The organism is Pseudacidovorax sp. (assembly GCF_017991995.1).
Lineage (GTDB): Bacteria > Pseudomonadota > Gammaproteobacteria > Burkholderiales > Burkholderiaceae_C > Xenophilus.
This window is the reverse complement of record NZ_JAGOPN010000032.1, coordinates 18,107-44,290: the sequence shown is the minus strand read 5'-3', so window position 1 is coordinate 44,290 and position 26,184 is coordinate 18,107. Positions and strand designations below refer to the sequence as shown.

24 protein-coding genes are annotated in these 26,184 nt (G+C 69.2%); 10 read left to right on the top strand and 14 right to left on the bottom strand.

The window, feature by feature from the left end:
* The first annotated feature begins 391 nt into the window (after nucleotides 1-391).
* The 8 genes from KBC94_RS28250 to KBC94_RS28215 all read left to right on the top strand — a co-directional run bounded on the left by KBC94_RS28250 (nucleotide 392) and on the right by KBC94_RS28215 (nucleotide 9,396).
* Nucleotides 392-1,450 carry a LacI family DNA-binding transcriptional regulator gene (locus KBC94_RS28250; protein WP_294378629.1) on the top strand — a complete coding sequence of 353 codons (1,059 nt, stop codon included), beginning with the start codon at nucleotides 392-394 and terminating at the stop codon, nucleotides 1,448-1,450.
* Nucleotides 1,451-1,497: 47 nt separating this feature from the next.
* The gene (locus KBC94_RS28245; RefSeq protein ID WP_294378627.1) at nucleotides 1,498-2,508 is read left to right on the top strand and encodes an ABC transporter substrate-binding protein; all 1,011 of its coding nucleotides are present in this window, start codon (nucleotides 1,498-1,500) and stop codon (nucleotides 2,506-2,508) included.
* Between the two features lie 4 nt (nucleotides 2,509-2,512).
* Nucleotides 2,513-3,316 (top strand): ABC transporter permease, encoded by an 804-nt coding sequence (locus tag KBC94_RS28240; RefSeq protein ID WP_294378626.1) that lies wholly within the window; start codon nucleotides 2,513-2,515, stop codon nucleotides 3,314-3,316.
* Nucleotides 3,313-4,119 (top strand): ABC transporter permease, encoded by an 807-nt coding sequence (locus KBC94_RS28235; RefSeq protein ID WP_294378624.1) that lies wholly within the window; start codon nucleotides 3,313-3,315, stop codon nucleotides 4,117-4,119. Before KBC94_RS28240 ends, KBC94_RS28235 begins: the two co-directional genes overlap by 4 nt.
* Nucleotides 4,109-5,167 carry an ABC transporter ATP-binding protein gene (locus tag KBC94_RS28230; protein ID WP_294378622.1) on the top strand — a complete coding sequence of 353 codons (1,059 nt, stop codon included), beginning with the start codon at nucleotides 4,109-4,111 and terminating at the stop codon, nucleotides 5,165-5,167. The genes KBC94_RS28235 and KBC94_RS28230 overlap by 11 nt, the downstream gene beginning before the upstream one ends.
* On the top strand, nucleotides 5,167-5,997 hold the full coding sequence (locus KBC94_RS28225; protein WP_294378620.1) for a phosphodiesterase: 831 nt from the start codon (nucleotides 5,167-5,169) through the stop codon (nucleotides 5,995-5,997). The genes KBC94_RS28230 and KBC94_RS28225 overlap by 1 nt, the downstream gene beginning before the upstream one ends.
* Before the next feature lie 172 nt (nucleotides 5,998-6,169).
* The gene (locus tag KBC94_RS28220) at nucleotides 6,170-7,837 is read left to right on the top strand and encodes a Na/Pi cotransporter family protein (protein ID WP_294378618.1); all 1,668 of its coding nucleotides are present in this window, start codon (nucleotides 6,170-6,172) and stop codon (nucleotides 7,835-7,837) included.
* 890 nt (nucleotides 7,838-8,727) lie between these two features.
* On the top strand, nucleotides 8,728-9,396 hold the full coding sequence (locus KBC94_RS28215) for an NAD(P)H-dependent oxidoreductase (RefSeq protein ID WP_294378616.1): 669 nt from the start codon (nucleotides 8,728-8,730) through the stop codon (nucleotides 9,394-9,396).
* 99 nt (nucleotides 9,397-9,495) lie between these two features.
* Here the strand turns inward: KBC94_RS28215 and KBC94_RS28210 are convergent, their stop codons facing one another.
* Both KBC94_RS28210 and KBC94_RS28205 read right to left on the bottom strand, forming a co-directional pair.
* Nucleotides 9,496-10,053 (bottom strand): DUF924 family protein, encoded by a 558-nt coding sequence (locus tag KBC94_RS28210; protein ID WP_294378614.1) that lies wholly within the window; start codon nucleotides 10,051-10,053, stop codon nucleotides 9,496-9,498.
* A 127-nt stretch (nucleotides 10,054-10,180) separates the two neighbouring features.
* Complete coding sequence (locus KBC94_RS28205; RefSeq protein WP_294378612.1) at nucleotides 10,181-11,194, bottom strand: bile acid:sodium symporter family protein; 1,014 nt, start codon at nucleotides 11,192-11,194, stop codon at nucleotides 10,181-10,183.
* Between the two features lie 69 nt (nucleotides 11,195-11,263).
* Between KBC94_RS28205 and KBC94_RS28200 the strand changes: the two genes are divergently transcribed.
* Nucleotides 11,264-12,181 carry a LysR family transcriptional regulator gene (locus KBC94_RS28200; protein WP_294378610.1) on the top strand — a complete coding sequence of 306 codons (918 nt, stop codon included), beginning with the start codon at nucleotides 11,264-11,266 and terminating at the stop codon, nucleotides 12,179-12,181.
* A 30-nt stretch (nucleotides 12,182-12,211) separates the two neighbouring features.
* On the opposite strand, the gene KBC94_RS28195 is transcribed toward KBC94_RS28200, so the two are convergent.
* The 12 genes from KBC94_RS28195 to KBC94_RS28140 form a co-directional block, all read right to left on the bottom strand.
* Entirely contained in the window at nucleotides 12,212-13,207 is a 996-nt protein-coding gene (locus KBC94_RS28195) for a quinone oxidoreductase (protein ID WP_294378609.1), read from the bottom strand.
* Between the two features lie 85 nt (nucleotides 13,208-13,292).
* Nucleotides 13,293-14,090, bottom strand: coding sequence for an SDR family oxidoreductase (locus tag KBC94_RS28190; RefSeq protein ID WP_294378607.1), 798 nt, complete (start codon nucleotides 14,088-14,090; stop codon nucleotides 13,293-13,295).
* A gap of 169 nt (nucleotides 14,091-14,259) precedes the next feature.
* On the bottom strand, nucleotides 14,260-15,183 hold the full coding sequence (locus tag KBC94_RS28185; protein ID WP_294378605.1) for a DMT family transporter: 924 nt from the start codon (nucleotides 15,181-15,183) through the stop codon (nucleotides 14,260-14,262).
* Between the two features lies 1 nt (nucleotide 15,184).
* Complete coding sequence (locus KBC94_RS28180; protein WP_294378603.1) at nucleotides 15,185-16,801, bottom strand: gamma-glutamyltransferase family protein; 1,617 nt, start codon at nucleotides 16,799-16,801, stop codon at nucleotides 15,185-15,187.
* A gap of 44 nt (nucleotides 16,802-16,845) precedes the next feature.
* Complete coding sequence (locus KBC94_RS28175; protein ID WP_294378601.1) at nucleotides 16,846-17,811, bottom strand: tripartite tricarboxylate transporter substrate binding protein; 966 nt, start codon at nucleotides 17,809-17,811, stop codon at nucleotides 16,846-16,848.
* Between the two features lie 224 nt (nucleotides 17,812-18,035).
* Complete coding sequence (locus KBC94_RS28170; protein ID WP_294378600.1) at nucleotides 18,036-19,547, bottom strand: tripartite tricarboxylate transporter permease; 1,512 nt, start codon at nucleotides 19,545-19,547, stop codon at nucleotides 18,036-18,038.
* A gap of 13 nt (nucleotides 19,548-19,560) precedes the next feature.
* Nucleotides 19,561-20,049 carry a tripartite tricarboxylate transporter TctB family protein gene (locus KBC94_RS28165; RefSeq protein ID WP_114802440.1) on the bottom strand — a complete coding sequence of 163 codons (489 nt, stop codon included), beginning with the start codon at nucleotides 20,047-20,049 and terminating at the stop codon, nucleotides 19,561-19,563.
* 115 nt (nucleotides 20,050-20,164) lie between these two features.
* On the bottom strand, nucleotides 20,165-22,006 hold the full coding sequence (locus tag KBC94_RS28160) for a GspE/PulE family protein (protein WP_294378599.1): 1,842 nt from the start codon (nucleotides 22,004-22,006) through the stop codon (nucleotides 20,165-20,167).
* The gene (locus KBC94_RS28155) at nucleotides 22,003-22,767 is read right to left on the bottom strand and encodes a spermidine synthase (RefSeq protein ID WP_294378598.1); all 765 of its coding nucleotides are present in this window, start codon (nucleotides 22,765-22,767) and stop codon (nucleotides 22,003-22,005) included. Before KBC94_RS28155 ends, KBC94_RS28160 begins: the two co-directional genes overlap by 4 nt.
* Complete coding sequence (locus tag KBC94_RS28150; RefSeq protein ID WP_294378597.1) at nucleotides 22,764-23,294, bottom strand: DNA-deoxyinosine glycosylase; 531 nt, start codon at nucleotides 23,292-23,294, stop codon at nucleotides 22,764-22,766. Before KBC94_RS28150 ends, KBC94_RS28155 begins: the two co-directional genes overlap by 4 nt.
* 133 nt (nucleotides 23,295-23,427) lie before the next feature.
* A complete protein-coding gene (locus KBC94_RS28145; protein WP_294378596.1) occupies nucleotides 23,428-24,003 on the bottom strand; it encodes a hypothetical protein in 576 nt (191 codons plus the stop codon).
* A 198-nt stretch (nucleotides 24,004-24,201) separates the two neighbouring features.
* Nucleotides 24,202-25,044, bottom strand: a complete 843-nt coding sequence (locus KBC94_RS28140; protein ID WP_294378595.1) for a TatD family hydrolase — start codon at nucleotides 25,042-25,044, stop codon at nucleotides 24,202-24,204.
* A gap of 89 nt (nucleotides 25,045-25,133) precedes the next feature.
* Between KBC94_RS28140 and KBC94_RS28135 the strand changes: the two genes are divergently transcribed.
* Complete coding sequence (locus tag KBC94_RS28135; protein WP_294378594.1) at nucleotides 25,134-26,126, top strand: trypsin-like peptidase domain-containing protein; 993 nt, start codon at nucleotides 25,134-25,136, stop codon at nucleotides 26,124-26,126.
* The last annotated feature ends 58 nt before the right edge of the window (nucleotides 26,127-26,184 follow it).

The following is a 26,184-nucleotide window of genomic DNA, read 5'->3' as shown; positions in this document are numbered from 1 at the left end:
TGACTCAGGGTGTCGGTCGGTAGGGTCTGAAGCTACCGCCGATGCCTGTCGATGTCCCTACATCCCGGCTCCTCGCCCTTTCTTACGGTTTGGTTGATGGAAACCAAACCATACAAGCCTGTCGAAGGCCCGCCCTAGCGGCTCCGGGCTTCGACAAGCTCAGCCCGAACGGACCCAAAGGCTGCGTTCGGCACGCCCGGCGGCAAGCACGCCCGACTGCACGCGCATCCGCGCCGACGGGCACGCCGCGCAAAGCGCCGTGCCTTTCTCTGACGCCCGGCGCACCACCAGCCCCGGGTAATCCCGGTTCCCGAATGCGTCATGACGGTGTCACATGCGCACCTTCAAATGAAAACGTTTACATGATGTTTTCCATCGAAGGTTTCTCCGCATGAGCATCCAGGCCGTCGCCGACAAGGCCGGCGTCTCCATCGCCACCGTCTCGCGCGTGTTCAACGCGCCCGACAAGGTGCTGCCCGCCACGCGCGCGCTGGTGGAGTCGGTCGCGCGCGAGCTGGGCTACCTGCCCAGCGCCAGCGCGCGCACCCTGCGCACCCAGCGCAGCCGGGTGCTGGGCGTCGTGCTGCCCACGCTGCTCAACCCCACCTTCGCCGAATGCCTGCAGGGCTTGGCCCAGGCCGCGGCCGAGGCCGGCCATGCCATCGTGCCGCTGACCACCGGCTACGACCTGGACGCCGAGCAGCGCGCGGTCGACCAGCTGCTCGCCCGCGAGGTCGAAGGCATGGTGCTGGTCATCTCCAATCCGCAGACCTCCGCCGCGCTCGCCCGGCTGCAGGCGCGCCAGCGGCCCTATGTGCTGGCCTACAACCGGCATCCGGCGCATTGCTGTGTGGCGGTGGACAACGAGGCCGCCTCGGCCGAGGCCGTGGCGCACCTGGCTGCGCTGGGCCACCGGCGCATCGCCATGGTCAGCGGCACGCTCGCCCAGTCTGATCGCTCGCAGCAGAGACACCGCGGCTTCCTGGCCGGCATGGCGGCTGCCGGACTCGACGCGCCGCCGCTGATCGAGGTGCCCTTCGTCGAAGCGGCCGTGGACGCGCTGCGCGAACGTCTGGCCGCGCCCGGCCGGCCCACCGCCCTCTTCTGCTCCAACGACTTGCTGGCCATCCGCGCCGTGCGCGCAGCCCACCTGGCCGGCCTGCGCGTGCCGCAAGACCTGTCGGTGATGGGCTTCGACGGCATCGCGCTCGGCGACGAGCTCACGCCGCGGCTCGGCACCATCGAGCAGCCCGCAGCCGACATCGGCCGCCGGGCCGCGCAACTGCTGATGGCGGCACTGGACGGGCAGCGCGCGCCGCTGCCCGCCGACAGCCTTCTGCTGCCGCACCGCCTGCGCACCGGCGAATCGTGCGCGCCACCGCCGGACATGCGCTCCGACGAGCCCACCCAACCCACAACCACCAAGAGCCGGCGCCGCCCCGCGCGCTGAACCGGCCTGCCTCTGTCCGTCCCTCTCCCATCCAAAGGAACGCTTCCATGACCTCCAAGCTCCTCGCCGCCACCCGCCTCGCAGTCGCCGCCGCCGGCTTCGCCGCCACCGCGGCCTTCGCGCAGACGGCCATCTGCTACAACTGCCCGCCCGAATGGGCCGACTGGGGCAGCCAGATCAAGGCCATCAAGGCCAAGACCGGCGTCACCGTGCCGCCGGACAACAAGAACTCCGGCCAGGCCCTCGCACAGCTGGTGGCCGAGAAGGCCAGCCCCGTGGCCGACATGACCTACCTGGGCGTGACCTTCGCCATCCAGGCCCAGAAGGACGGCGTGGTGCAGCCCTACCAGCCCGCCAACTGGAAGGACATTCCCGATGGGCTCAAGGACCCGCAGGGGAACTGGTTCACCATCCATTCGGGCACCCTCGGCTTCATGGTCAACGTGGATGCGCTCAAGGGCAAGCCGATCCCGAAGTCGTGGGCCGACCTGCTCAAGCCCGAGTACAAGGGCCTGGTGGGCTACCTGGACCCGGCCTCGGCCTTCGTCGGCTACGTGGGCGCGGTGGCGGTGAACCAGGCGCGCGGTGGCAGCATGGACGACTTCAAGCCGGCCATCGACTACTTCAAGGCCCTGCAGAAGAACGAGCCCATCGTGCCCAAGCAGACCGCCTATGCCCGCGTGCTCTCGGGCGAGATCGGCATCCTGCTCGACTACGACTTCAACGCCTACCGCGCCAAGTACAAGGACGGCGCCAACGTGGCCTTCGTGATCCCGAGCGAAGGTACGGTGGTGGTGCCCTACGTGATGAGCCTGGTGGCCAAGGCGCCGCATGCGGCCGACGCCAAGAAGGCGCTGGACTTCGTGCTCTCCGACGAAGGCCAGGCCGTGTGGGCCAAGGCCTATCTGCGGCCGGTGCGCGCAAGCGCCATGCCCAAGGACGTGGAAGCGCAGTTCCTGCCTGCCAGCGAGTACGCCCGCGCCAAGCCGGTGGACTACGCGAAGATGGCCGGCGTGCAGAAGGCCTTCTCCGAGCGCTACCTGAAGGAAGCGCGCTGAGCCGATGCAGCGACCGCAGCTGATCCTGCTGGCCTGCGCCCTGCCGGCCGGCATCTTCTTCCTTGCCTTCTGGCTGCTGCCCGCGCTGCAGCTGCTGGCCCTGCCCGCGCGCGAAGGGGCTTCGGCCTACTTCGCGGTGCTGACGCAGCCCCGCTACCTCACGAGCATGCTGCAGACGCTGGCCCTGTCGGTGGTGGTCACGCTGGCCACGCTGGTGCTGGGCGCGGCCGTGGGCCTGTACCTGGCGCGCCAGCGCTTCGCCGGCCGCCGGCTGCTGCTGGCGGTGCTGACGCTGCCGCTGTCCTTTCCGGGCGTGATCGTGGGCTTCTTCGTGATCCTGCTCGGCGGCCGGCAGGGGCTGGTGGCCGACATCTCGTCCAGCCTGGGCGGCGAACGACTGACCTTCGCCTACGGGCTGCTGGGGCTGTTCCTGGCCTACCTGTACTTCTCGCTGCCCCGGGCCATCGCGGCCTACACGGCGGCGGCCGAGGCCATGGACCCGGCATTGGAAGAGGCCGCGCGCTCGCTCGGCGCCTCGCGCATCGCCATTGCGCGCGACGTGTGGGTGCCCGAGCTGGCGCCCACCACGCTGGCCTGTGGCGCCATCGTCTTCGCCACCGCCATGGGCGCCTTCGGCACGGCCTTCACGCTGGCGAGCAAGTTCGAGGTGATTCCGATCACCATCTATGACGAGTTCACCAACTACGCCAACTTCGCACTCGCGGCCTCGCTGTCGACCGCGCTGGGGCTGGTGACCTGGGCCGTGCTCTTCATTGCGCGGCGCTTCAGAGGGGAGGCCGGCGCATGACCACGGCACGCAGCGGTACATCGCGCTCGCCCGTGCTGGCGACGCTCACCGGCCTGGTGGCCTTCTTCACGCTGGCGCCCATGCTGCTGTCCGTGCTGGCCGGCCTGGTGACCAACTACGGCCGCGGCTGGCGCAGCGGCTTCACGCTGCGCTGGCTCGTGGAGGTGTGGGAAAGTTACGGCAGCACCGTCACCGGCTCGCTGCTCTTGGCCGCCACCTGCGTGCTGTGCACCGTGCTGCTGGGCGTGCCCTGCGCCTGGGCGCTGGCACGCAGCCGCACGCGCGCGGCCCGGCTGTTCGAGGAACTGCTGACACTGCCCGTTGCCGTGCCGGGCCTGGCCACGGCCCTGGCGCTGATCCTGGCCTACGGCCAGGTGCAGGGCTTTCGCCAGAGCTATGCCTTCATCCTGGTGGGCCATGTCGTCTTCACCCTGCCCTTCATGGTGCGCACCGTGGCCTCGGCCTTCCAGCGGCGCGAGCTGGTGGCGCTGGACGAGGCCGCGCGCACGCTGGGCGCGAGCTTCCTGCAGCGCTTCCTGGGCGTGCTGGTGCCGGCCGTCTTTCCGGCCATCGTGGCGGGCTGCCTGATGGTGTTTACGCTGTCGGTGGGCGAGTTCAACCTCACCTGGATGCTGCACACGCCACTCACCCGCACCCTGCCCGTGGGCCTGGCCGACAGCTATGCATCGGCCCGCATCGAGATCGGCTCGGCCTACACCCTCGTCTTCTTCCTCGTCATCCTGCCCGTGCTCTGGGGCCTGCAGGCCGCCGCGGACTTCATTCGCAAACACCATGGAACTTGAACGAACGGCCATCGACATCGAACGCTGCGCCAAGACCTATGCCGACGGCACGCGCGGCCTGCAGCCCACCGACCTGCATGTGGAACCCGGCGAGGTGCTGGCCCTGCTCGGCCCCTCGGGCTGCGGCAAGACCACGCTGCTGCGCCTGATCGCCGGCCTGGAGGGCATGGACGCGGGCGGACGCATCCTCTTCGGCGGCCAGGACGTGAGCGACCGTCCGGTGGAGCGGCGCAACGTGGGCATGGTGTTCCAGAGCTATGCCCTCTTTCCGCAGATGAGCGTGGCGGCCAACATCGGCTACGGCCTGCGCATCCGCGGCACGCCCGCCGCCGAGGTCGAACGCACGGTGGGCGAACTGGTGGAGTTGACGCGGCTGACGGGCCTCGAACACAAGCGCCCCGCCGAGCTGTCGGGTGGCCAGCGCCAGCGCGTGGCCCTGGCCCGCGCCGTGGCGGTGCGCCCGCGCGTGCTGCTGCTCGACGAGCCGCTGGCCGCGCTGGACGCCAAGCTCAAGGAATCACTGCGCGACGAGCTGGCCGAGCTGCTGCGCCGCCTGCACATCACGGCCGTGCACGTCACGCACGACCAGCAGGAAGCCCTGGCCATCGCCGACCGCCTGGCCGTGATGCGCGGCGGCCGCATCGTGCAGGTGGGCCGCGGCGAGGACCTGTACCGCACGCCGGCCCATCCCTTCGTGGCCGAGTTCCTGGGCCGGGTGAACCGCCTCGACCGCAACGACGCCGCGCGCCAGCAGGGCGTGGTCATGCTGGGCGGCCTGGCGCTGCCCTGCCCCGAAGGCATGGCCGCGCAACCGGCACTGCTGGTGCGGCCTGAGGACATCGAACTCGGCCCGCCGCAGACCGGCTGGGGCCAGGCCCGGGTCGTGCAACGGACCTTCCTGGGCGAGCGTGTGCAGCTGCGGCTGGACACCGGCGACCAGCCGCCGCTGCTGGCCGAGGCTGGCCGCGACTGCCCTTGGCAGCAGGACCAGCAGGTGGGCATCCGCACCACCGCCGACCGCCTGATGCCCGCCACGGAGATTGCCTGATGACCCGCCCCACCTTCCTCGTGCAGCTCACCGACCTGCACATCCGCGAACCCGGCCGCCTGGCCTATGGCCGCATCGATACCGCGCCCTACCTGCGCGAGGCGGTGGCCAGCGTGCTGCGGCTGCGCCAGGCGCCCGACGCCATCGTGATCACCGGCGACCTGAGCGACTTCGGGCGCGAGGCGGAATACGCGCACCTGGCCGAGCTGCTGGCGCCCCTGGGCGCCACGCCCGTCTACCTGCTGCCGGGCAACCATGACGAGCGGGCGCAGCTGCGCAGCAGCTTTCCTACGCACGGCTACCTGGGCGACGGCGAGTTCGTGCAGTTCAACGTGGCCGTCGGGCCGCTGCGGCTGATTGCGCTCGACACGGTGACGCCCGGCGCCTCGCATGGCTCGCTGTGCAGCCGCCGGCTCGACTGGCTGGCGCGCGAGTTGGAGGCCAGCCGCGGGCAGCCGGTGGTGATCGCCATGCACCATCCGCCCTTCCGCACGCTGATCGGCCACATGGACGACATCGGCCTGCTCGAAGGCGCGGCCGAGCTGGAAGCGCTGGTGCGGCAGCATCCCAACGTGGAGCGCATCATCTGCGGCCACCTGCACCGCGCCATCGACGTGCGCTTCGGCGGCACCGTGGCCAGCACCGCGCCGGCCCCCGCGCATCAGGTCTGCCTGGACCTGGCGCCCGATGCGCCCTCGGTCTGGACGCTGGAGCCGCCCGGCTTTCGCGTGCATGCGTGGGACGGCCAGCGGCTGGTGACGCACCTGGCCGCGAGCGGCGTCTTCGAAGGGCCGTATCCCTTTCATGACAACGGCGCGTTGATCGACTGAACGCCACATCCATGACGGACCAGCCAAGGCCTGCGCTCTGCTGGCGCTGCGCACCCGCATGCAGCGGCCGCAGAGAACTGGTCCTCAGCCTACGGCCAGGCTGGCACGAGGCGTGCAGAATGGTTGCCCCGTTTTCCACTGCCCCTCTTCACGAAGGAGACGCACCCCGTCCATGAAGCACCTGCTGAACCTGCTCGCCGCCGTCGCCCTGCTCGTGTGGGGCACCCATCTCGTGCGCACGGGGGTGCTGCGCGTGTTCGGGGGCGACCTGCGCAGGTTCCTGCAGCGCAGCCTGGGCAACCGCTTCTCCGCGGCGCTGGCGGGCATCGGCGTGACGGCGCTGGTGCAGTCGAGCACGGCGACCTCGCTGATGACCTCGTCCTTCGTGGGGCAGGGCCTGATCACGCTGCCATCGGCCCTGGCGGTGATGCGCGGGGCGGACATCGGCACGGCGCTGATGTCGGTGCTGTTCTCCACCGATCTTTCCTGGCTGTCGCCGCTCTTCATCTTCACGGGCGTGGTGCTGTCGATCACGCGCCCGGCCAGCCCGGCGGGTCGCTTCGGCCGCATCCTGATTGGCCTGGGGCTGATGCTGCTGGCATTGCAACTCGTGGTGCAGGCCACCGGCCCGCTGTTCGAGAGCGAGGCCATGCGCGCCGTGATCGCCTCGATCACCAGCGACCTGATGCTGGAGATCACGGTGGGCGCTGCGCTGGCCGTGGTCGCCTACTCCAGCCTGGCCGTGGTGCTGCTGGTGGCGGCGATGGCCACGGGCGCGGTGGTGCCGTTGGACGTGGCGCTGGGCCTGGTGCTCGGTGCCAACCTCGGCAGCGGGCTGCTGGCCGTGCTGACGACGGCCAAGTCGCCGCCCGCAGTGCGGCAGGTGACCGTGGGCAACTTCCTGTTCAAGCTGCTGGGCGTGGTGATCGCGGCGCCCTTTGTGGGGCTGGTGCTGCGTCACGCGCCGACCTCGCTCGTGGATTCGCCGGCGCAGCTGGTCGTGATGTTCCACCTGGCCTTCAACGTAATCGCGAGCGTGGCCTTCATCGGTCTGACGACGGCCGTGGCCAAGCTGTCGATGAAGCTGGTGCCGGTGCCCCGCACGCCGGCCACCGGCTCGCGGCCGCGGCACCTCGACCCTTCTGCACTCTCCACGCCCACCCTGGCCATCTCCAACGCCGCACGCGAGGCGCTGCACCAGGCCGACGTGGTGGAGAGCATGCTGATCGGCGTGCTCACGGTCATCCGCAGCAACGACCTGCGGCTGGCCGAGGAGTTGCGCAAGATGGACGACCAGGTCGACCGGCTCTACTCGGACATCAAGTACTACCTCACCAAGATCTCGCGCGAGGCGCTGGGCGAGGAGGAGAGCCGGCGCTGGACGGACATCATCAGCTTCACCATCAACATGGAGCAGATCGGCGACATCATCGAGCGGGTGATCTCCGACATCGAGGACAAGAAGATCCGGCCGCACCGCAACTTCTCCGAGGCGGGCATGGCAGAGATCGTGGAGATGCACGAGCGGCTGGTGGCCAACCTGCGGCTGGGCATGAGCGTGTTCCTCAACGGCAATGTGCGCGACGCGCAGAAGCTGCTAGAGGAGAAGGTGCGCTTCCGCGATCTGGAGCGGGCCTATGCCAACACCCACCTCACGCGGCTGATGGACCGTACGACGCCGAGCATGGAGACGAGTTCGCTGCACATCGACCTGATCAGCGACCTGAAGCGCATCAACTCGCACATCTGCTCCATCGCGTACCCGATCCTGGACTCGGCGGGGGCGCTGGCGCCCAGCCGGTTGCGGTCGTCACTGGTCGGGGCGGACGACCCGCACTGAGGGCTTTGACACGGCCCGTTGCTGGCTGCCGCGCGATACAGGTGTCGGTCAGGGCGGGTGCGCCGGTCCGGACGGGGGCGGGCCACCGCCCGGACCGGAACTGACCGCCGGTGCTGCAAGCCCGCAAGCCCGCAGCGACGCTAGGACGCGAGGACGTGAAGAGGCGAAGAATCCGTCCGTATCACCGCCCCCAACAGTTCGGGCTGAGCTCGTCGAAGCCCTGCGCAGCCCTGAAAAGGCAAGGCACGCCTTGAGCATCGTTGCTGCACGGCATGACGCCGGCAATGACCTCGAAGCGCCGCCGAGAGCCCACAGCCTTCGTACCGGCCGATCGAGCACCCGGTGTCCGCGCGCGAGGAATGGCCCGGCGCGGGCGATTTGCGAGGCGGCGAGAAGCGCAGCGGACCCGGCCGCGGGCCTGCCGAAGGACAGGCCCGCTTCGTGATCTGACTCGCGGCAGTTGTTTGAGCGGAGCTGCCGCAGGCAGCGCAGCGAGTTCTGCCGCGGGCCGGGTTCGCGAGCATCGCAGCGGAGTCGGCACGCAGTGCCGACCGCCTTGCCATGAGCCCACGCCGGGCCGTTCCTCGCGCGCCCGCCCTGCCCTCAACCAGGCTGGCTCCCCAAGCGTCCCACCAAATCCGCCCAACTCAAACGGTCCATCCACACCCCACCCAGCAGCGCCTCAGCCAACCGGCCCAAGCACGCCAAGTCCGCGGCCACCACGGGCCTGATCCGCCGAGCCCCACCGCACTTACACCATTCGCCGCACCGTTGCTCGCCGTCACGCAGACCACCGGTCGCGCTCGGGATATTGAGCTGACCCAAGGCTGACATCCACGCACCCGCACGATGATCAGCGCCCTCTGAAACCACGCCTGGGAGAAGGCCCGATGAACGACCTGACGAAGCACCACCAAGACGCCACCGGACTGCTGGACACGCTGCAGTGGCGCTACGCCACCAAGAAGATGGACCCCGCCAAGGCCGTGCCGGCCGACAAGGTCGAGCGCATCCTGGAAGCGATCCGCCTCGCGCCCACCTCCAGCGGCCTGCAGCCCTTCGAAGTGGTCGTCGTCACCAACCCCGAAGTGCGCCAGCGCATCCAGGCCATCGCCTGGAACCAGGCCCAGGTCACCGAAGGCTCCCACCTGCTGGTCTTTGCCGCCTGGGACCACTACACGGCCGAGCGCATCAACCACATGTTCGACCTGGTGAACGAGGAGCGCGGCTTCCGCAACGAAGGCTGGGAGGCCTACCGCCAGAAGCTGCTGGCCGCCTACCCGGGCCGGCCCGCCGAGCAGAACTTCGAGCATGCCGCCCGCCAGGCCTACATCGGTCTGGGCGCGGCCGTCATCGCCGCCGCCTTCGAGCAGGTCGACAGCACGCCCATGGAAGGCTTCGACCCCGCCGCGCTCGACGAGATCCTGCAACTGCGCGCGCGCGGTCTGCGCAGCGTCGCGATCCTGCCGCTGGGCTACCGCCAGGCCGACGGCGACTGGCTGGTGAACCTGAAGAAGGTGCGCCGCCCGCGCGAGCAGTTCATCACCGAAGTGCGCTGATCGCGCACACCCCCCGTGGCGCGCTTCGGCGCTGCGCTGCGGGGCCTGTCTGTGTTCAGGCTTTGCGCCGGTTCAACGCCGATGATCGACGACGTCGGCTCAACCCGCGAAGCCGCCCTCGGCCAGGAAGGCCTCCTCCTCCGGCGTGCTCTGCCGCAGAAGGATCGCGTTGCGGTGCGGGAAGCGCCCGAAGCGCTCGACGATGTCCCGGTGCTCCTCGCCATGGCGCAGGGCCTCGGGCGCGAGGCGGCGGTAGAGCGCGACCGAGCGCTGCTGGTCGGCCAGCTCTTCCGAATGCGCGAAGGGCAGGCAGAAGAAGAGCCGCAACGGCGGCTCCACCCCCATCTCGTGCCCTTGATCCAGTGCCCGGCTGGCAACGGCCCGCGCGCGCGGATCGGTCGCATACATGTGGGCCGTGCCACGGAAGGCATTGCGCGGGAACTGGTCCAGCAGGATCAGCAGCGCCAGGGCGCCCGTCGGCGTTGCAGCCCAGTCATCCCGTTCACCGCGCGCCGCCGCCAAGTGGGGCTGAAGGTAGCGGTCGAACAGCGCCGCATCGAAGGCATCGCTCTTGCGGAACCAGTTCGGCTGCGAGGCACGCCAGAAATCCACGAGAGCAGCGGCTTCGGGCGGAATGGAGGCGGAAGGCGACGTCATGGGCAGGGGCGGCCGCGCAGGCTGCGACAGGAAAGGGGGCCGGCATGATGCCAGCCATGGTCCACCGGGGCCGTCGAGCCTTCGAATGGACCCGGCTCGCGGCAGCGGCTCTGGAGGAAACGACCGTTCAGGCCGTCCGCGGCGCCGCGGCCGCCGCGCCATCGGCGAGCGCCGGCTCGGCCCGCCGCGCATAGCGCTGCGCCAGCACCGCGCACACCATCAGCTGGATCTGGTGGTACAGCATCACCGGCAGCACGATCGGCCCCACCGCCGAGGCAGGGAACAGCACGTTGGCCATGGGCACGCCGCTGGCCACGCTCTTCTTGGAGCCGCAGAACACGATGGCGATACGGTCCTCGATGGAGAAGCCCAGACGCTTGGCGACGGCGTTGGTGACGCCCAGCGCCAGGGCCAGCAGCAGCGCACTCACCACCGCCACGGCGATCAGGGCAGACAGCGGCAGTTGGTGCCACAAGCCCTTCACAACCGCCGCACTGAAGGCCGTGTAGACCACCAGCAGGATCGAGCCCTGGTCCACCCACTTCAGCATCTTGGCATTGCGCTGCACGAAGCCGCCCACCCAGGGGCGCAGCAGGTGGCCCGCGACGAAGGGCACCATCAGCTGCAGCAGGATGCGACCGATGGCATCCAGCGAGGCATCGGCATGGTGGCCAGGCACCACCAGCAGGTTGACCAGCAACGGCGTCAGGAGCACGCCCAGCAGCGTCGAGGCCGAGGCACTGCACACGGCGGCCGGCACATTGCCCCGGGCCATGGCCGTTAGTGCGATGGACGACTGCACCGTCGATGGCAGCACGCACAGGTACAGCACGCCGGTGTAGAGCGTGGGCGTGACCAGCGGCTGCAGCAGCGGCTTGAGCGCCAGCCCCAGCAGCGGGAACAGCACAAAGGTGCTGGCCAGCACCAGCAGGTGCAGCCGCCAGTGGCCCACGCCGGCCAGCACGGCCTCACGCGACAGCCGGGCGCCGTGCAGGAAGAACAGCGCCGCGATGGCGGCGGTGGTGAGGGTCTCCATGCCGGCGGCCACCCGCCCTTGCGCGGGCAGCAGGCTGGCCAGGGTCACAGTGCCGATCAGCATCAGCGTGAAGCGGTCGGGCAGGAAGCGAGCGAGCGATTTCATGCCGCGATTGGACGCTTTGGCTTCAGCAAAGGGAAATGGATTTATCTGATGGTTTTATGATCCCGCCGCATGAATGTGTCCCTGCGCCAGCTCCGCGTCTTCCTTGCCGTCGCACAGCTGCGCAACTTCAGCCGCGCCGGGCAGGAGGTGGGGCTGACCCAGCCTGCCGTGAGCCGGGCCATCCACGAGCTGGAGTCGCAGCTGGGTCTGAAGCTGCTGGACCGAACCACGCGCGAGGTCGCCCTGACCGAAGCGGGCCGGGCCCTCGCGCTCAAGCTGGCACGCGTGCTGGACGAGCTGGACCAGTCCCTCGCCGAAGTGCGCGACCTGGGCCGCCTGCGCCGCGGCAAGGTGCGGGTGGCCAGCAGCCCCACGCTGTCGGCCTACCTGATGCCGGCCTGCATCGCCGCCTGCGTGCGTGAGGAGCCCGACATCCAGCTGCTGCTGCTCGACCGCATCCAGCAGGACGTGCTGACCAGCGTGCGGGCCGGCGAGGTGGACTTCGGCGTGGTGATCGAGCCCTCCGCCGACGAGGACCTGCATTCCGAGGCCATCATGCGCGACCCCTTCGTGCTGGTCCTGCCGCAGGGGCACCGGCTGGCGCGCAAGTCGGCGGTGCCCTGGTCCGCGCTGGACGGCGAGCCGCTGGTGCTGCTGGACCATGCCTCGGGAAGCCGACGGTTGATCGACGAGGCGCTGGCGCGGCACGGCGCGCAATGTCCGGTGTCGCAGGAGCTCGGCCATCCGACCACCGTCTTCCAGATGGTGGTGGCCGGCCTGGGCATCAGCGTGATGCCGGCCCTCGGCCTGCCGCCGGGCGGCCTGCACGGCCTGCAGGTGCGACCGCTGACGCCCAAGGTGGAACGGGCCATCGTGCTGGTCCACCGGCGCAACCGCCAGCCTTCGCCGCTGGCGTTGCGCGTGTGGGAGCTGGTGCGCGCCACCGCGCGCGAGCGCGAAGCGCAGGGCGCCGTTCCCTCCGCCTGAAGTGCCCCGCGCAAGACGAGGCCGCGGCGGTCAGTCCAGCGTGAGCACGGTGCAGCCGGTGGTCTTGCGGGCTTCCAGGTCGCGGTGCGCCTGCTGCACGTCCTCCAGGCGGTAGCGCTGCTCCACCGGGATCTTGACCGCGCCGCTCTGAACCACGGCGAACAGGTCGTCGGCCATGGCCTGGGTGCTCTCGCGCGTGGCGATGTGGGTGAACAGCGTCGGCCGCGTGATGTAGAGCGAGCCCTTGGCGCCCAGCTGGCCGATGTTGACCGGAGGCACCGGTCCCGAGCCGTTGCCGAAGCTGGCCAGCAGGCCGAAGGGCCGCAGGCTGTTCAACGAACCCTCGAAGGTGTCCTTGCCCACCGAGTCGTAGACCACCTTCACGCCCTTGCCGCCGGTGATCTGCCTGACCCGCTCGGCGAAGTTCTCGCGGCTGTAGTTGATGCAATGCGCGGCGCCGTGGGCCAGCGCCAGCTCGCACTTGGCGTCACTGCCGGCGGTGCCGATCAGTTGCAGGCCCAGTGCCTTGGCCCATTGGCAGGCAATCAGGCCGACCCCGCCGGCCGCCGCGTGAAAGAGCACGAAGTCGCCTGGCTGCAGGCCTTCGGCAGGCAGCGTCTTCTTGAGCAGGTACTGGGCCGTCAGGCCCTTGAGCATCATGGCCGCGCCGGTCTCGAAGGAGATCGCGTCGGGCAGCCGGCACACGCAGCGCGCCGGCATCACGCGGCGCTCACAGTAGGCGCCGGGCGGCTGGCTGGCGTATGCCACGCGGTCGCCCACGGCAAGATGCGTCACGCCCTCGCCCACCGCCTCGACCACACCGGCCGCCTCCATGCCCAGTTGCAGCGGCATGGGAAAGGGATAGAGGCCATTGCGCTGGTACACGTCGATGAAGTTCAGGCCGACCGCATGGTGACGCACACGGATCTCGCCGGCGCCGGGTTCACCGACCTCCACCTCCACCAGCTTCAGTTCCTCGGGACCGCCCTGGCGGTCGATGCGGATGGCTTTGCTCTTCTGGCTCATGGGTTCATCTCCTGGGTTGTCGTGCGGGATCGCAGCCGATGCGGGGCGGGACCGGGCGCCCTTGCAAGGCGCCGGTCGCTGCGGGTCAGTAGGTGCCCGGGTACGCGCCGCCGTCCGCCAGCCAGTTCTGGCCGGTGACATAGGCCGCATGCATGCTGCACAGGAAGGCACAGATGGCGCCGAATTCCTCGGGCGTGCCGAAACGGCGCGCGGGAATGGTCTTCTTGCGTGCCTCGTGGATGGCGTCCACGCTCTGGCCGGTCTTCTTGGCCGCCGCGGCGGCGGTGCCCTGCAGCCGGTCTGTATCGAAGCTGCCGGGCAGCAGGTTGTTGATCGTCACGCCCTTGGCCGCGAGGCCGGTGCGCGCCACGCCGGCCACGAAACCCGTCAGGCCGCTGCGCGCGCCATTGGACAGGCCCAGGATGTCGATCGGCGCCTTCACCGAGCTGGAGGTGATGTTGACGATGCGGCCGAAGCCACGGGCGGCCATGCCATCCACGGTCGCCTTGATCAGCTCGATGGGCGTGAGCATGTTGGCGTCCACGGCCTTGATCCAGGCTTCGCGGTCCCAGTCGCGGAAGTCGCCGGGCGGCGGACCACCGGCGTTGGTGACCACGATGTCGTAGTCGGCGTGGGAGGCGAAGGCCTGGGCACGGCCCTCGGCGGTGGTGATGTCGGCCGCCACCCATTTGACGAATGGCGCATCGCCACTGGCCGGGCGCTCGGCCTCCAGCTTGGCGGCGGCGGCCTGCAGCGCCTCGGCGCCGCGCGCCACGATCACCACATTAACGCCCTCGCGCCGCAGCGCCTGCGCGCAGCCGAAGCCCAAACCCTTGCTGGCGCCGCACACCAGCGCCGTTCTGCCTGCAATACCCAGATCCATGTGTAGAAGACTCCTAGATGAATGCCGCGCCGGGCCAGCCGTGCGGCGACGGGGCGCAAGGGTAGCGGAGCCGGGCGATCCGTGCTCGGCAGAGGGGAGTGCCTGTACAGCCTGCGGGACCGGCAACCACCGCTGCGCGACCGCCGCGCACGCGCAATGACGAGTGCGCTCAGGGCCGGGTGAAGACGTAGATGCCGGCCAGCACCAAGGCCGTCCCAGCGGCGATCCACACGGTGAAGGGCTCACCGAGCAGCACCACACCCATCAGCAGCGTGGACATCGGTCCGATCATGCCCGTCTGCGCCGCAACCGCGGGCCCAATGCGCTCGATGGCCATCATCACGGCCAGCACCGGCACGGCGGTGCACAGCGTGGCATTGAGCACCGACAGCCAGACCACCTGCGGCGCCACATCCATCACCGTGCCAACGGGCCGCAGCACCAGGTACTGGCCGATGCACAGCAGGCAGGCCACCGTCGTGGCCAGACCCACCAGTCGCAGCGAGCCCAGTCGTTTGACGAACTCGCCGCTCCACACGAGGTAGATGGCATAGCTGATCGCACTCAGGAAGACCAGGAAGGCCCCCCAGGCCGTCGCACCGCCCTGCCCGAGGCCGAGCTCGTGGCCGAAGACCAGCATGACGCCCGCATAGCTGATGGCCGCGCCCAACAGCTGTTTGCCGCGCACCTTTCGGCGGTACACCGCCCAGCCGAACAGCATCACCAGCGTGGGGTTAAGGTAGAGGATCAGCCGCTCCAGGCTGGCCGAGATGTAGGCCAGCCCGGCGAAGTCCAGGAAGCTCGCCAGGTAGTAGCCCGTGAGCCCCAGCCCGAACACGCCCAGCCAGTCGCGCTGCGTGAGCGGCGGCTTGCCCCGCCCTGCCCACCACGCCATCACCGCGAACAGCGGCAGCGCGAAGAGCATTCGCAGCATGATGAGCGTGACGGCATCCACGCCATGGCGATAGGCCAGCTTGACGATGATGGCCTTGCCGCTGAAGGCGATGGCACCGAACACCGCCAGCAGCAGGCCGGTGCCCATGCCGGCGCGGGCCTTGGGGGAAACGGAGGAAGACGCCGCGCCGCTGCTCATCTCACCAACCGGCGGCGAGGCCGTCGCGCCGCGGATCGCTGGCGATCACATAGCCCTCGGTCTTCGGATCGCCCATGCGCCAGATGAACTGGCCAGCGCCGAAGTCCTGGTACGAGTCGTTGATGACATCGATCTCGTGGCCCATGCCGCGCAGGCCCTCGACCACGCCGGGCGCCATGGCCGACTCCACATTGATGTTCAGCCCGGCGTTGAAGCGCCAGCGGGGCGCATCGCAGGCGGCCTGCGGATTCTGGTGATGGTCGATCATGCGCACCAGCGTCTGCATATGGCCCTGCGGCTGCATGTTGCCGCCCATCACGCCGAAGCTCATCACCGGCTGGCCGTCCTGCGTGAGGAAGCCCGGGATGATGGTGTGGAAGGGCCGCTTGCCCGGGGCCACCTGGTTGGGGCTGCCGTCCTTCAGGCTGAAGCCGTGGCCGCGGTTCTGCAGGCTGATGCCGAATTCCGGCTCCACGCAGCCCGAGCCGAAGCCCATGTAGTTGCTCTGGATGAAGCTGACCATCATGCCGTTCTCGTCCGCGGCCGTGAGGTAGATGGTGCCGCCCTTGACCGGATTGCCGGCCTGGAAGTCCTGTGCGCGATGCATGTCGATCAGTTTGGCACGGCTCGCCAGATAGGCGTCATCGAGCATTTGCTCGGGGGTCACCGTCATCGACGATGGCTCGGACACATAGCGGTAGACGTCGGCGAAGGCCAGCTTCATCGCCTCGATCTGCAGGTGCTGGGCCTGGGCCGAGTCGATCGCCATGTCGGCGATGTCGAAGTTCGACAGGATGCCCAGCGCGATCAGCGCCGCGATGCCCTGGCCGTTGGGCGGGATCTCGTGCAACGTGTAGCCGCGGTAGTCCTTGCTCACCGGCTTGACCCACTCGGGCTTCCAGTTGGCCAGATCGGCCGTCGTCAGGCTGCCGCCGTTGGCCGCCGAGAAGCGGGCCAGCGCCTCGGCGATCTCGCCGCGGTAGAAGGCCTCGCCGCGCGTCTGGCCGATGGCGCGCAGCGCGCGTGCCGCGGCCGGAAAGCGGAACAACTCGCCCACCTCGGGCGCGCGGCCCCAGGGCATGAAGCTCTGCGCGAAGCCCGGCTGGTCGTGCAGGATCGGCGTGGCCGCGGCCCACTTCTGCTGCACCACGGGCGGGATCAGGTAGCCGCGCTCGGCCACCTCGATGGCCGGCACCATCAGGTCGGCGAAGGGCAGCTTGCCGAAGCGCTCCGACAGCGCGGCCCAGGCGCCCACGGCGCCCGGCACCGTCACCGAATCCATGCCGCGCATGGGTGGTGTGGTGCCATCGGCGCCATGCTTGCGGCGGAAATATTCGGGCGTCCAGGCCGAAGGCGCGCAGCCGGAACTGTTCAGGCCATGCAGTTGCTGGCCGTCCCACAGGATGCAGAAGGCATCGCTGCCGAGGCCGTTGCTCACCGGCTCCACCAGCGTCATGACGGCCGCGGTGGCGATGGCGGCATCCACCGCGTTGCCGCCCTGGTGCAGCATGCGCAGACCGGCCTGTGCGGCCAGCGGATGGGAGGTCGACACCACGTTGCGGGCGAAGACCGGGATGCGGGTGGAGGGATAGGGGTTGCCGTAGTCGAAGCGCTTCATGGGTCTCTCCTGCAATGTCCTGTGTGTCTGGGGGTCGAGGGCGGTCAGTCGTTGGTGATCTTGCGCTCGACGATGATCTTCTTCCACTTGGCGGCGTCCTGCGCCACCATGGCCGCGAACTGGGCCGGCGTGCTGGTGGTGGGCTCGATGCCCAGCTTGTCGAGCTTCTCGCGCACCTCGGGATCGGTGATGGCCTGCGCCGCTGCGGTGTTGACGCGCGCCACCAGGTCGGCAGGCAGACCCTTGGGGCCGTACAGGCCGAACCAAGTCACCGATTCGAAGCCCGGCAGCGTGTCGGCCACCGGCGGAAGATCGGGAACCAGCGGGCTGCGCTTGAGCGAAGTGACGGCCAGCGCGCGCAGACGTCCGTCACGCACGAAGGGCAGGCCCGTGGGCAGCGAATCGAACAGCAGCTCCACCTTGCCGCTCATCAGGTCGGGCATGGCCAGGGCCGTGCCCTTGTAGGGGATGTGCGTGACGAACACGCCGGCCATCGACTTGAACAGTTCCGCCGTCAGCTGCACCACGGTGCCGTTGCCGCTGGAGGCGTAGTTGAACTTGCCGGGGTTCTTGCGGGCCAGTTCGATCCATTCCTTGACGCTGCGTGCGGGCGAGCTGTTGGGCACCAGCATGATGCTGGGCGCGTTGCCCACGTGGGCGATGGGCGTGAAGTCGCGCACCGTGTCGTAGGGCAGCTTGGGGTTGATCGATGGACCGACCGAGTGCGTGCTGGTGGTGGCCAGCAGCAGCGTGTAGCCATCGGCCGGCGCCTTGGCCGCCAGATCGGAGCCGATGGCGCCGCCGGCGCCAGGCTTGTTGTCCACCACCAGCGCGTTGCCGAGCTTCTCGCCCATCTTCTGCGACAGGGTGCGGGCGAACAGGTCGGTGGCGCCGCCGGCCGGAAAGGGCACGATCAACCGGATGGGCTTGGACGGATAGCTCTGCGCCAGCGCGGCGCCGGCGGGAAGCAGGGACGCCGAGGCGGCCTGCAGGAAATGTCTGCGTTGCATCGTCAAGAGCGAAGAAGAGGGAATGGTGGGTGGCGGTCGGCCCGGCGGCCGCGCGGCGCCGATTGGAACGCTTTCGGGACTGATGAGGAAATGGATTTGGTTGATGAATTCATGCAGCCCATCTATGAATCGCACTGCACTCGCCCGCCCAAAGAAAAACGGCACCCGAAGGTGCCGTTCGTTGGTGCAAGGGGCGTGCCGCTGGCCGCACGCCGCCGCCCCCGTCATTCTTCGACGAAGGCTTCCTCGCGCTTGGACTTGACCGAAGGCAGCAGCACGATCACCAGGAGCAGCACCGCCATCAGCAGCAGGCCGGCCGAGATCGGCCGCGTGACCAGCACGCTCCATTCGCCGCGCGACAGCAGCAGCGCACGGCGCAGGTTCTCCTCCATCATCGGTCCCAGGATGAAGCCCAGCAGCAGCGGCGCCGGCTCGCAGCCCATCTTGATGAAGGCATAGCCCACCACGCCGAAGATGGCCACCATCCACACGTCGAAGGTGTTGTTGTTGGTCGAGTACACGCCGATGGCGCAGAACAGCACGATCGCCGGGAACAGCCACTTGTACGGAATCGACAGCAGCTTGATCCACATGCCGATCAGCGGCAGGTTCAGGATGATCAGCATCAGGTTGCCGATCCACATCGAGGCGATCAGGCCCCAGAACAGTTCCGGGTTGCTGGTCATCACCTGCGGGCCGGGCTGGATGTTGTGGATGGTCATCGCGCCCACCATCAGCGCCATCACCGGGTTGGGCGGAATGCCCAGCGTCAGCAGCGGGATGAAGGAGGTCTGCGCGCCGGCGTTGTTGGCCGACTCGGGGCCCGCCACGCCGCGGATGTTGCCCTTGCCGAACGGGACTTCGCCCGGACGCGGCTTGAGCTTCTTCTCCAGCGTGTACGACGCGAAGGACGACAGCAGCGCGCCGCCGCCGGGCAGGATGCCCAGGGCCGAACCCAGCGCCGTGCCGCGCAGCACGGCGGGCGTCATGCGCTTGAAGTCTTCCTTGGTGGGCCACAGGCCCTGCAGCTTGGCGGTGAAGATCTCGCGGTCTTCCTCGGGCTTGGCCAGGTTGGAGATGATCTCGCCATAGCCGAACACGCCCATGGCGATGGCGATGAAGCCGATGCCGTCGGTCAGCTCCGGAATGTCGAAGCTGTAGCGGGCCACGCCCGAGTTCACGTCCGTGCCCACCAGACCCAGCAGCAGGCCGAGCACGATCATGCAGATGGCCTTGAGCAGGGAACCGGAGGCCAGCACCACGGCGCCGATCAGGCCCAGGATCATCAGGCTGAAGTACTCGGCCGGGCCGAACTTGAAGGCCAGCTCGGTCAGCGGCGGGGCAAAGGCCGCCAGGATCAGCGTGCCCACGCAGCCGGCGAAGAAGGAGCCCAGGCCGGCGGCCGCAAGCGCTGGCCCTCCGCGCCCCGCCTTGGCCATGGCATGCCCGTCGATCACGGTCACCACCGAGGCCGATTCCCCTGGCAGGTTCACCAGGATGGCGGTGGTCGACCCGCCGTACTGCGAGCCGTAATAGATGCCGGCCAGCATGATCAGCGCCGCCACCGGCGGCAGTGCGTAGGTCGCCGGCAGCAGCATGGCGATGGTCGCCACCGGGCCGATGCCCGGCAGCACGCCGATCAGCGTGCCCAGCAGGCAGCCGACGAAGGCATAGATCAGGTTCTGCAGCGTGAAGGCCGCGCCGAAGCCGATCGAGAGGTTGGTAATCAGATCCATGGGATTGCGCCGATCAGCCGGTGATGAACGTGGGCCAGACCTGGAACTGCAGCTTCAGGCCGACGATGAAAGCGAGGTAGCTGCCCACCGCGAGGATGGTGCCGAGGATCAGCGCCAGCTTGAGCGAGAACTCGGCGCCAGCCAGGGCGGCAATGATCACCAGCGCGTAGATGCCGATGATCAGGCCCATGGCCGGCAGGCCGATGCTGGGCAGGCCGCCCAGCAGCACGCCGAACACGAGGTTGGCCGCGATGATGAACACCAGCGGCTTCCACGCGATCTTGCCGATGGGCTCGCCGTCCACGGTCTCCACGGTCAGCGAGCCGAAGATGACCACCAGGCCCAGGACGGCCAGGACGATGCCCAGCATGAGGGGGAAATACCCCGGACCCATGCGCGCCCCGCTGCCCACGGTGTAGGTCGTGGCGCCCCAGGCGAACCCGGCCCCGACCAGCGTGAACATGAGGCCCGCGAAAAAGTCCTTCTGACTTTTGATCTTCACGAACGGTCTCCACACAAAAAAGAGTGGGCGGATTCTTGGTCAGCCAACAGTCAGCTTCGATGTGGATTCCACCTAACCTGAGTTCAGGGTTAGCCCGGGGTTGCCCCGGTCGCGATCAGCTTCTTTCCTGCAGGGGCGGCGTGGCCGCGAGCACCTCGGCCACGGTCGTCAGACCCTCGGCGACGCGCAGCAGGCCCGCCAGACGCAGTGGCCGCATGCCGTCGGCCACCGCCTGCCGACGCAGCGCACCGATGTCGGGCGCCTGGCCCAGCAGGCCGCGGAAGCTCTCGCTCACCGTCATCAGCTCATAGAGACCGGTGCGGCCGCGGTAGCCGGTCATGCGGCATTCGATGCAGCCCACGGGCCTGTAGGCGCGCACGGTGCCGCCGCTCACGCGCCACGGCGCGGCCAGCTCGTCGAGCGTCTCGCGCGTCACCTCGTCGTCGGGCTGCTTGCAGTGCGGGCACAGCGTGCGCACCAGACGCTGGGCCATCACGCCCAGCAGCGTGGCGTTGACCAGGTAGGCCGGCACGCCCAGTTCCATCAGGCGCGAGATGGCGCTGGGCGCATCGTTGGTGTGAAGCGTGCTGAACACCAGGTGGCCGGTGAGCGCGGCCTGGACGGCCATCTCGGCGGTGTCGAGGTCGCGGATCTCGCCCACCATGATGATGTCCGGGTCCTGCCGCATGAGGGCGCGCAGGCCTTCGGTGAAGCCGAAGTCCAGCTGGTGCTGCACCTGGGTCTGGTTGAACGAGGGCTCGATCATTTCGATCGGGTCCTCGATGGTGCTGACGTTGACCTCCTCGGTGGCCACGCGTCGGAGCGTCGAATACAGGGTCGTGGTCTTGCCCGAGCCGGTGGGGCCGGTCACGAGGATGATGCCGTGCGGATGCGCCACCAGCGTCTTCCAGCGCGCCGCGTCGTGGGCCGAGAAGCCCAGCGCGTCCAGGTCCTTGACCACGGTGTCGGGGTCGAAGATGCGCATCACCATCTTCTCGCCGAAGGCCGTGGGCAATGTGGAGAGGCGCATCTCCACCTCCTCATGCGCTGCCGTGCCGGTGCCGGCGGCCTCGGCGCCGGGCAGCGCCGGGCGCAGGCGACGGGTCTTGATGCGGCCGTCCAGCGGGCGGCGCTTCTCGACCACGTCCATGCGGCCCAGCAGCTTGATGCGGGCGATCATGGCGCTCATCACAGTGAGCGGCATCTGGTAGGCCGGATGCAGCACCCCGTCGATGCGGAAGCGAATCACGCCCTGCTCGCGCCGCGGCTCCAGGTGGATGTCGGAGGCGCGCTGGTCGAAGGCGTACTGCCACAGCCAGTCCACCACCTGCACCACGCTCTGGTCGTTGGCATCGAGCTGGCGGTTGCTGCGGCCGAGCTCCACCAACTGCTCGAAGCTGGTGGCCGCCGCCTGGCCGCCGGCCTTCTGCGCCGCGCGCACCGAGCGCGCGAGGGCGAAGAACTCGGCCGTGTAGCGATGGATCTCGACCGGGTTGGCCACCACGCGCCGTACCTGCCGGCGCGACTGGCGCTCCACCTCGGCCACCCAGTCGGCGATGAAGGGCTCGGCCGTGGCCACGATGACCTCGGTGGGGCCGACCTGCACCGGCAGCACTTTGTGGCGCTCGGCATAGGCCGCGCTCATCACGTCGGCCACCTTGCCCACGTCCACCTTGAGTGGATCGATGCGCAGGTAGGGCAGGCCCGCGCGGCCGGCCAGCCACTCGGTGAGCCGCTCCAGGTCGAGCGGCCGCCCGTCCGCGGCGCCGGTGATGGCCACGTTGGCCAGTCGCACCAGCGGATGCTGGCTGCTCTCGGCCTGGGCGCAGCGGGCGATGGTGCGGTCAGCCTCCTCGCGGCTGATGACGCCGTCCTGCGCCAGCCACTCCACCAGGGTGCGCAACACCACCGGGCCTTGATGGGCGTTCGGCATGCCGGAGCGCGCGGGTCGGGTCATGGCTGCAGGGGTTTGAACACGCGCAGCCACTTGGGCGCCGGCAGGCCCCAGCGCGCCGAGACCACTTCGGCCTGCTGGGCCAGCCGTTCGCGCTTGGGCCGCGACGGGGTACGCTGGGCCAGCACGATGGTGTTGCCTTCACGCGTGGGCTTGAAGGCCCACAGCGCATCGGCGCCGAAGGCCTCGGCGATCTTCTCGACGCTGCGGTCGTAGCTGGAAGAGCGGCCGAAGAGGTTGACCGTCATGCAGCCGTCCTCGGCCAGCACGCCGCGGCAATCGGCATAAAACTCGGCGCTGTCGAGCACCGGCGCCGCCGCCTCGTGGTCGTACAGGTCGACCTGCAGCGCATGCACTTGGCCCTGCCACTGGGCGGCGCGCACCTCTTCTGCGGCATCGGCGATCACGACCTGAAGCTTGGCGTCGTCCTGCGGCAGCTTGAACCAGCCGCGGCAGGCGGCCACCACCGCCGGGTTCAGCTCGATGGCGGTGGTGCGCATGCGCAGCTGCTTGCGGCAGAACTTGGTGAGCGAGGCCGCGCCCAGCCCCAGTTGCATGGCATGGCGCTTGGCCACCTCGGACGGTTCGACGAAGAGCAGCCAGGCCATCATGCGCTGCACGTACTCCAGCTCGATCTCGAAGGGCGCATCGATGCGCATGGAGCCCTGCACCCATTCCGTGCCCAGGTGCAGGTAGCGGATGTCGCCCCAGTCCGAGAAGTTGACCTCGGGCAGCTCCTGCGGCTTGCTGCGGCGGGCCTTCATGCGCAAAGCCCGTGTCGTGCAAAGACCTCGCGCCACGCCTCGGTCTTGCGCGCCAGGCTCCAGGCGGCATGGGCCGGGCTGGTGGAAGGCAGGCGATGGACGACCACGCCTGTCATGCCCAGCCGCATGGCCTGGGCATGGCTGGCGGCGCCGTTGTGGGCGACGGCTTCGAGGCGGGGAAGATCGAGCTGGCGCAGGTCGTTGGGCTCGGCGTCACGGATGGCGGAATCCAGGCTGCCGGTGCGCCGGCAGCGTGCGTACACGTCCCACAGCCCCAGGCCTCGATCGAGGATCCACCGGCAGCGCCCGGCATAGTCGTGAGAAGGCGGAAGCGGCTGCTCGGGCCAGAGGGCTTGCAAGAGTGTCCAGAGCTGGTTGCGGGGGTTCGCATAATACTGCCGCCTCTCGAGCGAGATGCGGCTCGGGAAGCTGCCCAGGATCAGCAGCCGGGTGTGGGCGACGACCACGGGCGCAAGCCCTTCCAGGAGCGGCGGCTCGGGTGGGGACGAAGGAGACGACACCGGCATGGCGCCATCATCGCGCGGTCGGCTGCGGCTTCCAGGGCCGCCATGCGAAAGAGCCCGCCGAAGCGGGCTCTTTGCCATGGGCCGGGTGGGCCGCCGATCCCGCGGGATGCGGGGCTCGGCGGCACTCACCCCATCACTGCTTGCCGGCTGCCTTGGCCGCTTCGTTCTGCTCGGTGCCGGGGATCTTCTCGCCGATCTTGTCGCCGGCCGTGCGCATGCCGTCGGCCGTCTTGTGGGCCACGTTGGCCGTTGCATCGCCGGCCTTCTGCACGCCGTGCTTGGTCGCGCTGTAGGCCTTCTTGGCACCGCTTTCCGTGGCGTCGACGGCCTTGCCGCCCACTTCCTTCGTCTTGCGATACGCCTTCTTGGCGCCGCTTTCGGTGGCATCGACCGCTTCGCCGCCGACTTCCTTGGTCTTGCGGTAGGCCTTCTTGGCGCCATGCTCGGTGGCGTCGGCCGCCTTCTCGGCGGTGTTCTTGGTGGCGTGGTAGGCCTTCTTGGCGCCGCGCTCGGTGGCGTCGACCGCCTCCTTACCGGTTTCCTTGGCCCGCTCCGTCAGCGTGGGTTGTGCCGTTGCGGGCACGGCCGGCGTCGTCGCGGTGGTGGTCGTCGTGGTCGTGGCGCTGGTCTGCGCGACCGCCGGCAGGCCGATGGCGGCCAGGGCCACGATCAGGGCGGCAGGAAGGGCGCGGACGTTGTACGTTGTCATCGGAATCGCTCCTTTGGATACGGGCCGCCTGGGGCAGCCCCGGTTTGGGACACACGGGGTGGTGCCCCCGTATGGCCTGCAACGGCAGGCCGTGGCCGAAGGATGACACCGAAGAACGCCTTGCAATCGCTGGAACGCCATGTTGCGACCTCCGCCTACGAAGCCGTATCGGCCGCGTCCGACAGGCCGGCAAGCCCTTCATCCCGCGAGGGGCATCAATGCCGCCAGTCGAGGCACCGCCTGGAGGGCATTTCGCGTCGTGGCCGCTGCCACGTCGCCGACGGGCAGGCCGCGCAGTTCAGCCAGCACCTGTGCGATGCGGGGGACTTCCGCCGGCTCGTTGCGCCCCTGGGGCACGCCGGCTTCGCGGGCCTCCCGGGTTTGGTAGAGCCAGCTGGGCGGGATGTCCGGCGCATCGGTCTCGAGGACGAAGGAGTCGAGCGGCAGTTGCGCCGCCAGTTCGCGCAGCCGGGTCGCCCGCTCGAAAGTCATCGCGCCGCCCAGCCCGAGCTTCAGCCCAAGCGCCAGACACTCCTCGGCCTGCTGACGGCTTCCGACGAAGGCATGGGCGATGCCGCTCCATGGTTGGCCGCCGCCCACTTCGCGCAGTTGGCGCAGCACCTTGTCGACCGAGCGGCGCACATGCAGCAGCACCGGCAGTTGCCGCTGCCAGGCCATCTGAAGCTGACGCCGGAACAGCCGCTCCTGCGTCAGGCCGTCGAGGCCGGGCACGAAATAGTCCAGCCCGATCTCACCCACCGCCACCAGACGCGGATCGTCGGCGTGGCGATCCAGCGCACCTTCCAGGGCCGCGAGCGCCGAATCGCCGGCCCCCGCGGTGCACAACGGATGGATGCCCAGCGCATAGGCATCCTGTTGCGCATGCGCCAGTACCCGCACGGCGTCGAAATTGGAGGCGGATACGGCCGGGATCAGGCACAGCGCCACGCCCGCTTGCCGCGATCGCGCATGCACCTGCGACGCCTGCGCACCGAATTCGGGCGCATCCAGGTGACAGTGGGTATCGATGAAGACCGCCATGCGGGGAGATCATGCCGCAGGGGCTGCAAAGCGGTACGAAGCGTGCTAGGGTGACCCCACCCCTGCATCACTTTTCCGGAGGTGCATCGATGCGCAGGCCCGCCCGCTACAGCCCGTCGCCCCGTCGTCCCGTTGCCGAGGACGAGCCGATGTCCTCTCCGTTGCCGCCAGCGGGAGGGGAAGGCGACGCCCCCTCCCCTGGCCCTTCCGTCCGCCCGGCGGCATGGCAGCCGGGCCGCCGCACCGTGGCGGCACTTACGGTGGCCGTGCTGGCCCTGGGCGCCACCAGCGCTTGGCTGTGGCAGCGCCCGACTACCGGGCTCCAGCTGACGCAGAAGGACATCGACGCCGCCGTGCTCAAGACGCTGCAGACGCAGACGCTGCCTTCGCAGGCGACGCGCGCGGCGGACACGATCCGGCCCTCGGTCGTCCGCGTCGTGAGCTACGGCGAGGAAAAGGAAACCCCCGCCGCGCGGACCGAGAAGCGCGGCCGCAACATGGCGCGCGGCAAACCGCCGGAGGCCTCGGGCCCGCCCGGCGAAGTCGAGCGCGGCATCGGCACCGGCGTGGTCATCGTCGACAAGGGCGTGATCCTGACCAACCTGCACGTCGTCGCGGGCGCGCAGAAGATCAAGGTGACCTTCTTCGACGGCCTGGAATCGGTGGCCACCGTGACCGGCGTGCAGCCCGAGAACGACCTGGCCGTCCTCCAGGCGCAGAAGATCCCCGACGACCTGGTGGCCGCCACCATGAAATCGACCGCCGACCTGCGCCCCGGCGACCAGGTGGTGGCGGTGGGCTTTCCCTTCGGCATCGGTCCGTCGGTCTCGGCGGGCGTGGTATCGGGGCTCAAGCGCTCCTTCCAGTCGCCAGAGGGCAAGCAGGAGCTGTCCAACCTGATCCAGTTCGATGCGGCGGCCAACCCCGGCAACTCCGGCGGCCCGCTGATCAACATGGACGGCGAGGTGCTGGGCATCGTCACCGCCATCCTCAACCCGACGCAGCAGCGCACCTTCATCGGCATCGGCTTTGCGGTGCCCATCGAGAACGCCGCCTCGGCGGTGGGCTCGCCGCCCTTCTGACGCTGTCCGCCGCCCAGCGCCAGCCCGTGCGGCTGGCATCGTGATTGCCCCATCCACA

What these genes read in the sequence shown, in the direction of transcription:
- KBC94_RS28240 (WP_294378626.1), top strand. Translation starts at nt 2,513, where the DNA reads ATGCAGCGACCGCAGCTGATCCTGCTGGCCTGCGCCCTGCCGGCCGGC.
- KBC94_RS28160 (WP_294378599.1), bottom strand. Translation starts at nt 22,006, where the DNA reads ATGACCCGACCCGCGCGCTCCGGCATGCCGAACGCCCATCAAGGCCCG.
- KBC94_RS28210 (WP_294378614.1), bottom strand. Translation starts at nt 10,053, where the DNA reads ATGACGTCGCCTTCCGCCTCCATTCCGCCCGAAGCCGCTGCTCTCGTG.
- KBC94_RS28200 (WP_294378610.1), top strand. Translation starts at nt 11,264, where the DNA reads ATGAATGTGTCCCTGCGCCAGCTCCGCGTCTTCCTTGCCGTCGCACAG.
- KBC94_RS28155 (WP_294378598.1), bottom strand. Translation starts at nt 22,767, where the DNA reads ATGAAGGCCCGCCGCAGCAAGCCGCAGGAGCTGCCCGAGGTCAACTTC.
- KBC94_RS28150 (WP_294378597.1), bottom strand. Translation starts at nt 23,294, where the DNA reads ATGCCGGTGTCGTCTCCTTCGTCCCCACCCGAGCCGCCGCTCCTGGAA.
- KBC94_RS28170 (WP_294378600.1), bottom strand. Translation starts at nt 19,547, where the DNA reads ATGGATCTGATTACCAACCTCTCGATCGGCTTCGGCGCGGCCTTCACG.
- KBC94_RS28225 (WP_294378620.1), top strand. Translation starts at nt 5,167, where the DNA reads ATGACCCGCCCCACCTTCCTCGTGCAGCTCACCGACCTGCACATCCGC.
- KBC94_RS28245 (WP_294378627.1), top strand. Translation starts at nt 1,498, where the DNA reads ATGACCTCCAAGCTCCTCGCCGCCACCCGCCTCGCAGTCGCCGCCGCC.
- KBC94_RS28195 (WP_294378609.1), bottom strand. Translation starts at nt 13,207, where the DNA reads ATGAGCCAGAAGAGCAAAGCCATCCGCATCGACCGCCAGGGCGGTCCC.
- KBC94_RS28145 (WP_294378596.1), bottom strand. Translation starts at nt 24,003, where the DNA reads ATGACAACGTACAACGTCCGCGCCCTTCCTGCCGCCCTGATCGTGGCC.
- KBC94_RS28250 (WP_294378629.1), top strand. Translation starts at nt 392, where the DNA reads ATGAGCATCCAGGCCGTCGCCGACAAGGCCGGCGTCTCCATCGCCACC.
- KBC94_RS28205 (WP_294378612.1), bottom strand. Translation starts at nt 11,194, where the DNA reads ATGAAATCGCTCGCTCGCTTCCTGCCCGACCGCTTCACGCTGATGCTG.
- KBC94_RS28175 (WP_294378601.1), bottom strand. Translation starts at nt 17,811, where the DNA reads ATGCAACGCAGACATTTCCTGCAGGCCGCCTCGGCGTCCCTGCTTCCC.
- KBC94_RS28220 (WP_294378618.1), top strand. Translation starts at nt 6,170, where the DNA reads ATGAAGCACCTGCTGAACCTGCTCGCCGCCGTCGCCCTGCTCGTGTGG.
- KBC94_RS28230 (WP_294378622.1), top strand. Translation starts at nt 4,109, where the DNA reads ATGGAACTTGAACGAACGGCCATCGACATCGAACGCTGCGCCAAGACC.
- KBC94_RS28235 (WP_294378624.1), top strand. Translation starts at nt 3,313, where the DNA reads ATGACCACGGCACGCAGCGGTACATCGCGCTCGCCCGTGCTGGCGACG.
- KBC94_RS28215 (WP_294378616.1), top strand. Translation starts at nt 8,728, where the DNA reads ATGAACGACCTGACGAAGCACCACCAAGACGCCACCGGACTGCTGGAC.
- KBC94_RS28140 (WP_294378595.1), bottom strand. Translation starts at nt 25,044, where the DNA reads ATGGCGGTCTTCATCGATACCCACTGTCACCTGGATGCGCCCGAATTC.
- KBC94_RS28180 (WP_294378603.1), bottom strand. Translation starts at nt 16,801, where the DNA reads ATGAAGCGCTTCGACTACGGCAACCCCTATCCCTCCACCCGCATCCCG.
- KBC94_RS28185 (WP_294378605.1), bottom strand. Translation starts at nt 15,183, where the DNA reads ATGAGCAGCGGCGCGGCGTCTTCCTCCGTTTCCCCCAAGGCCCGCGCC.
- KBC94_RS28135 (WP_294378594.1), top strand. Translation starts at nt 25,134, where the DNA reads ATGCGCAGGCCCGCCCGCTACAGCCCGTCGCCCCGTCGTCCCGTTGCC.
- KBC94_RS28190 (WP_294378607.1), bottom strand. Translation starts at nt 14,090, where the DNA reads ATGGATCTGGGTATTGCAGGCAGAACGGCGCTGGTGTGCGGCGCCAGC.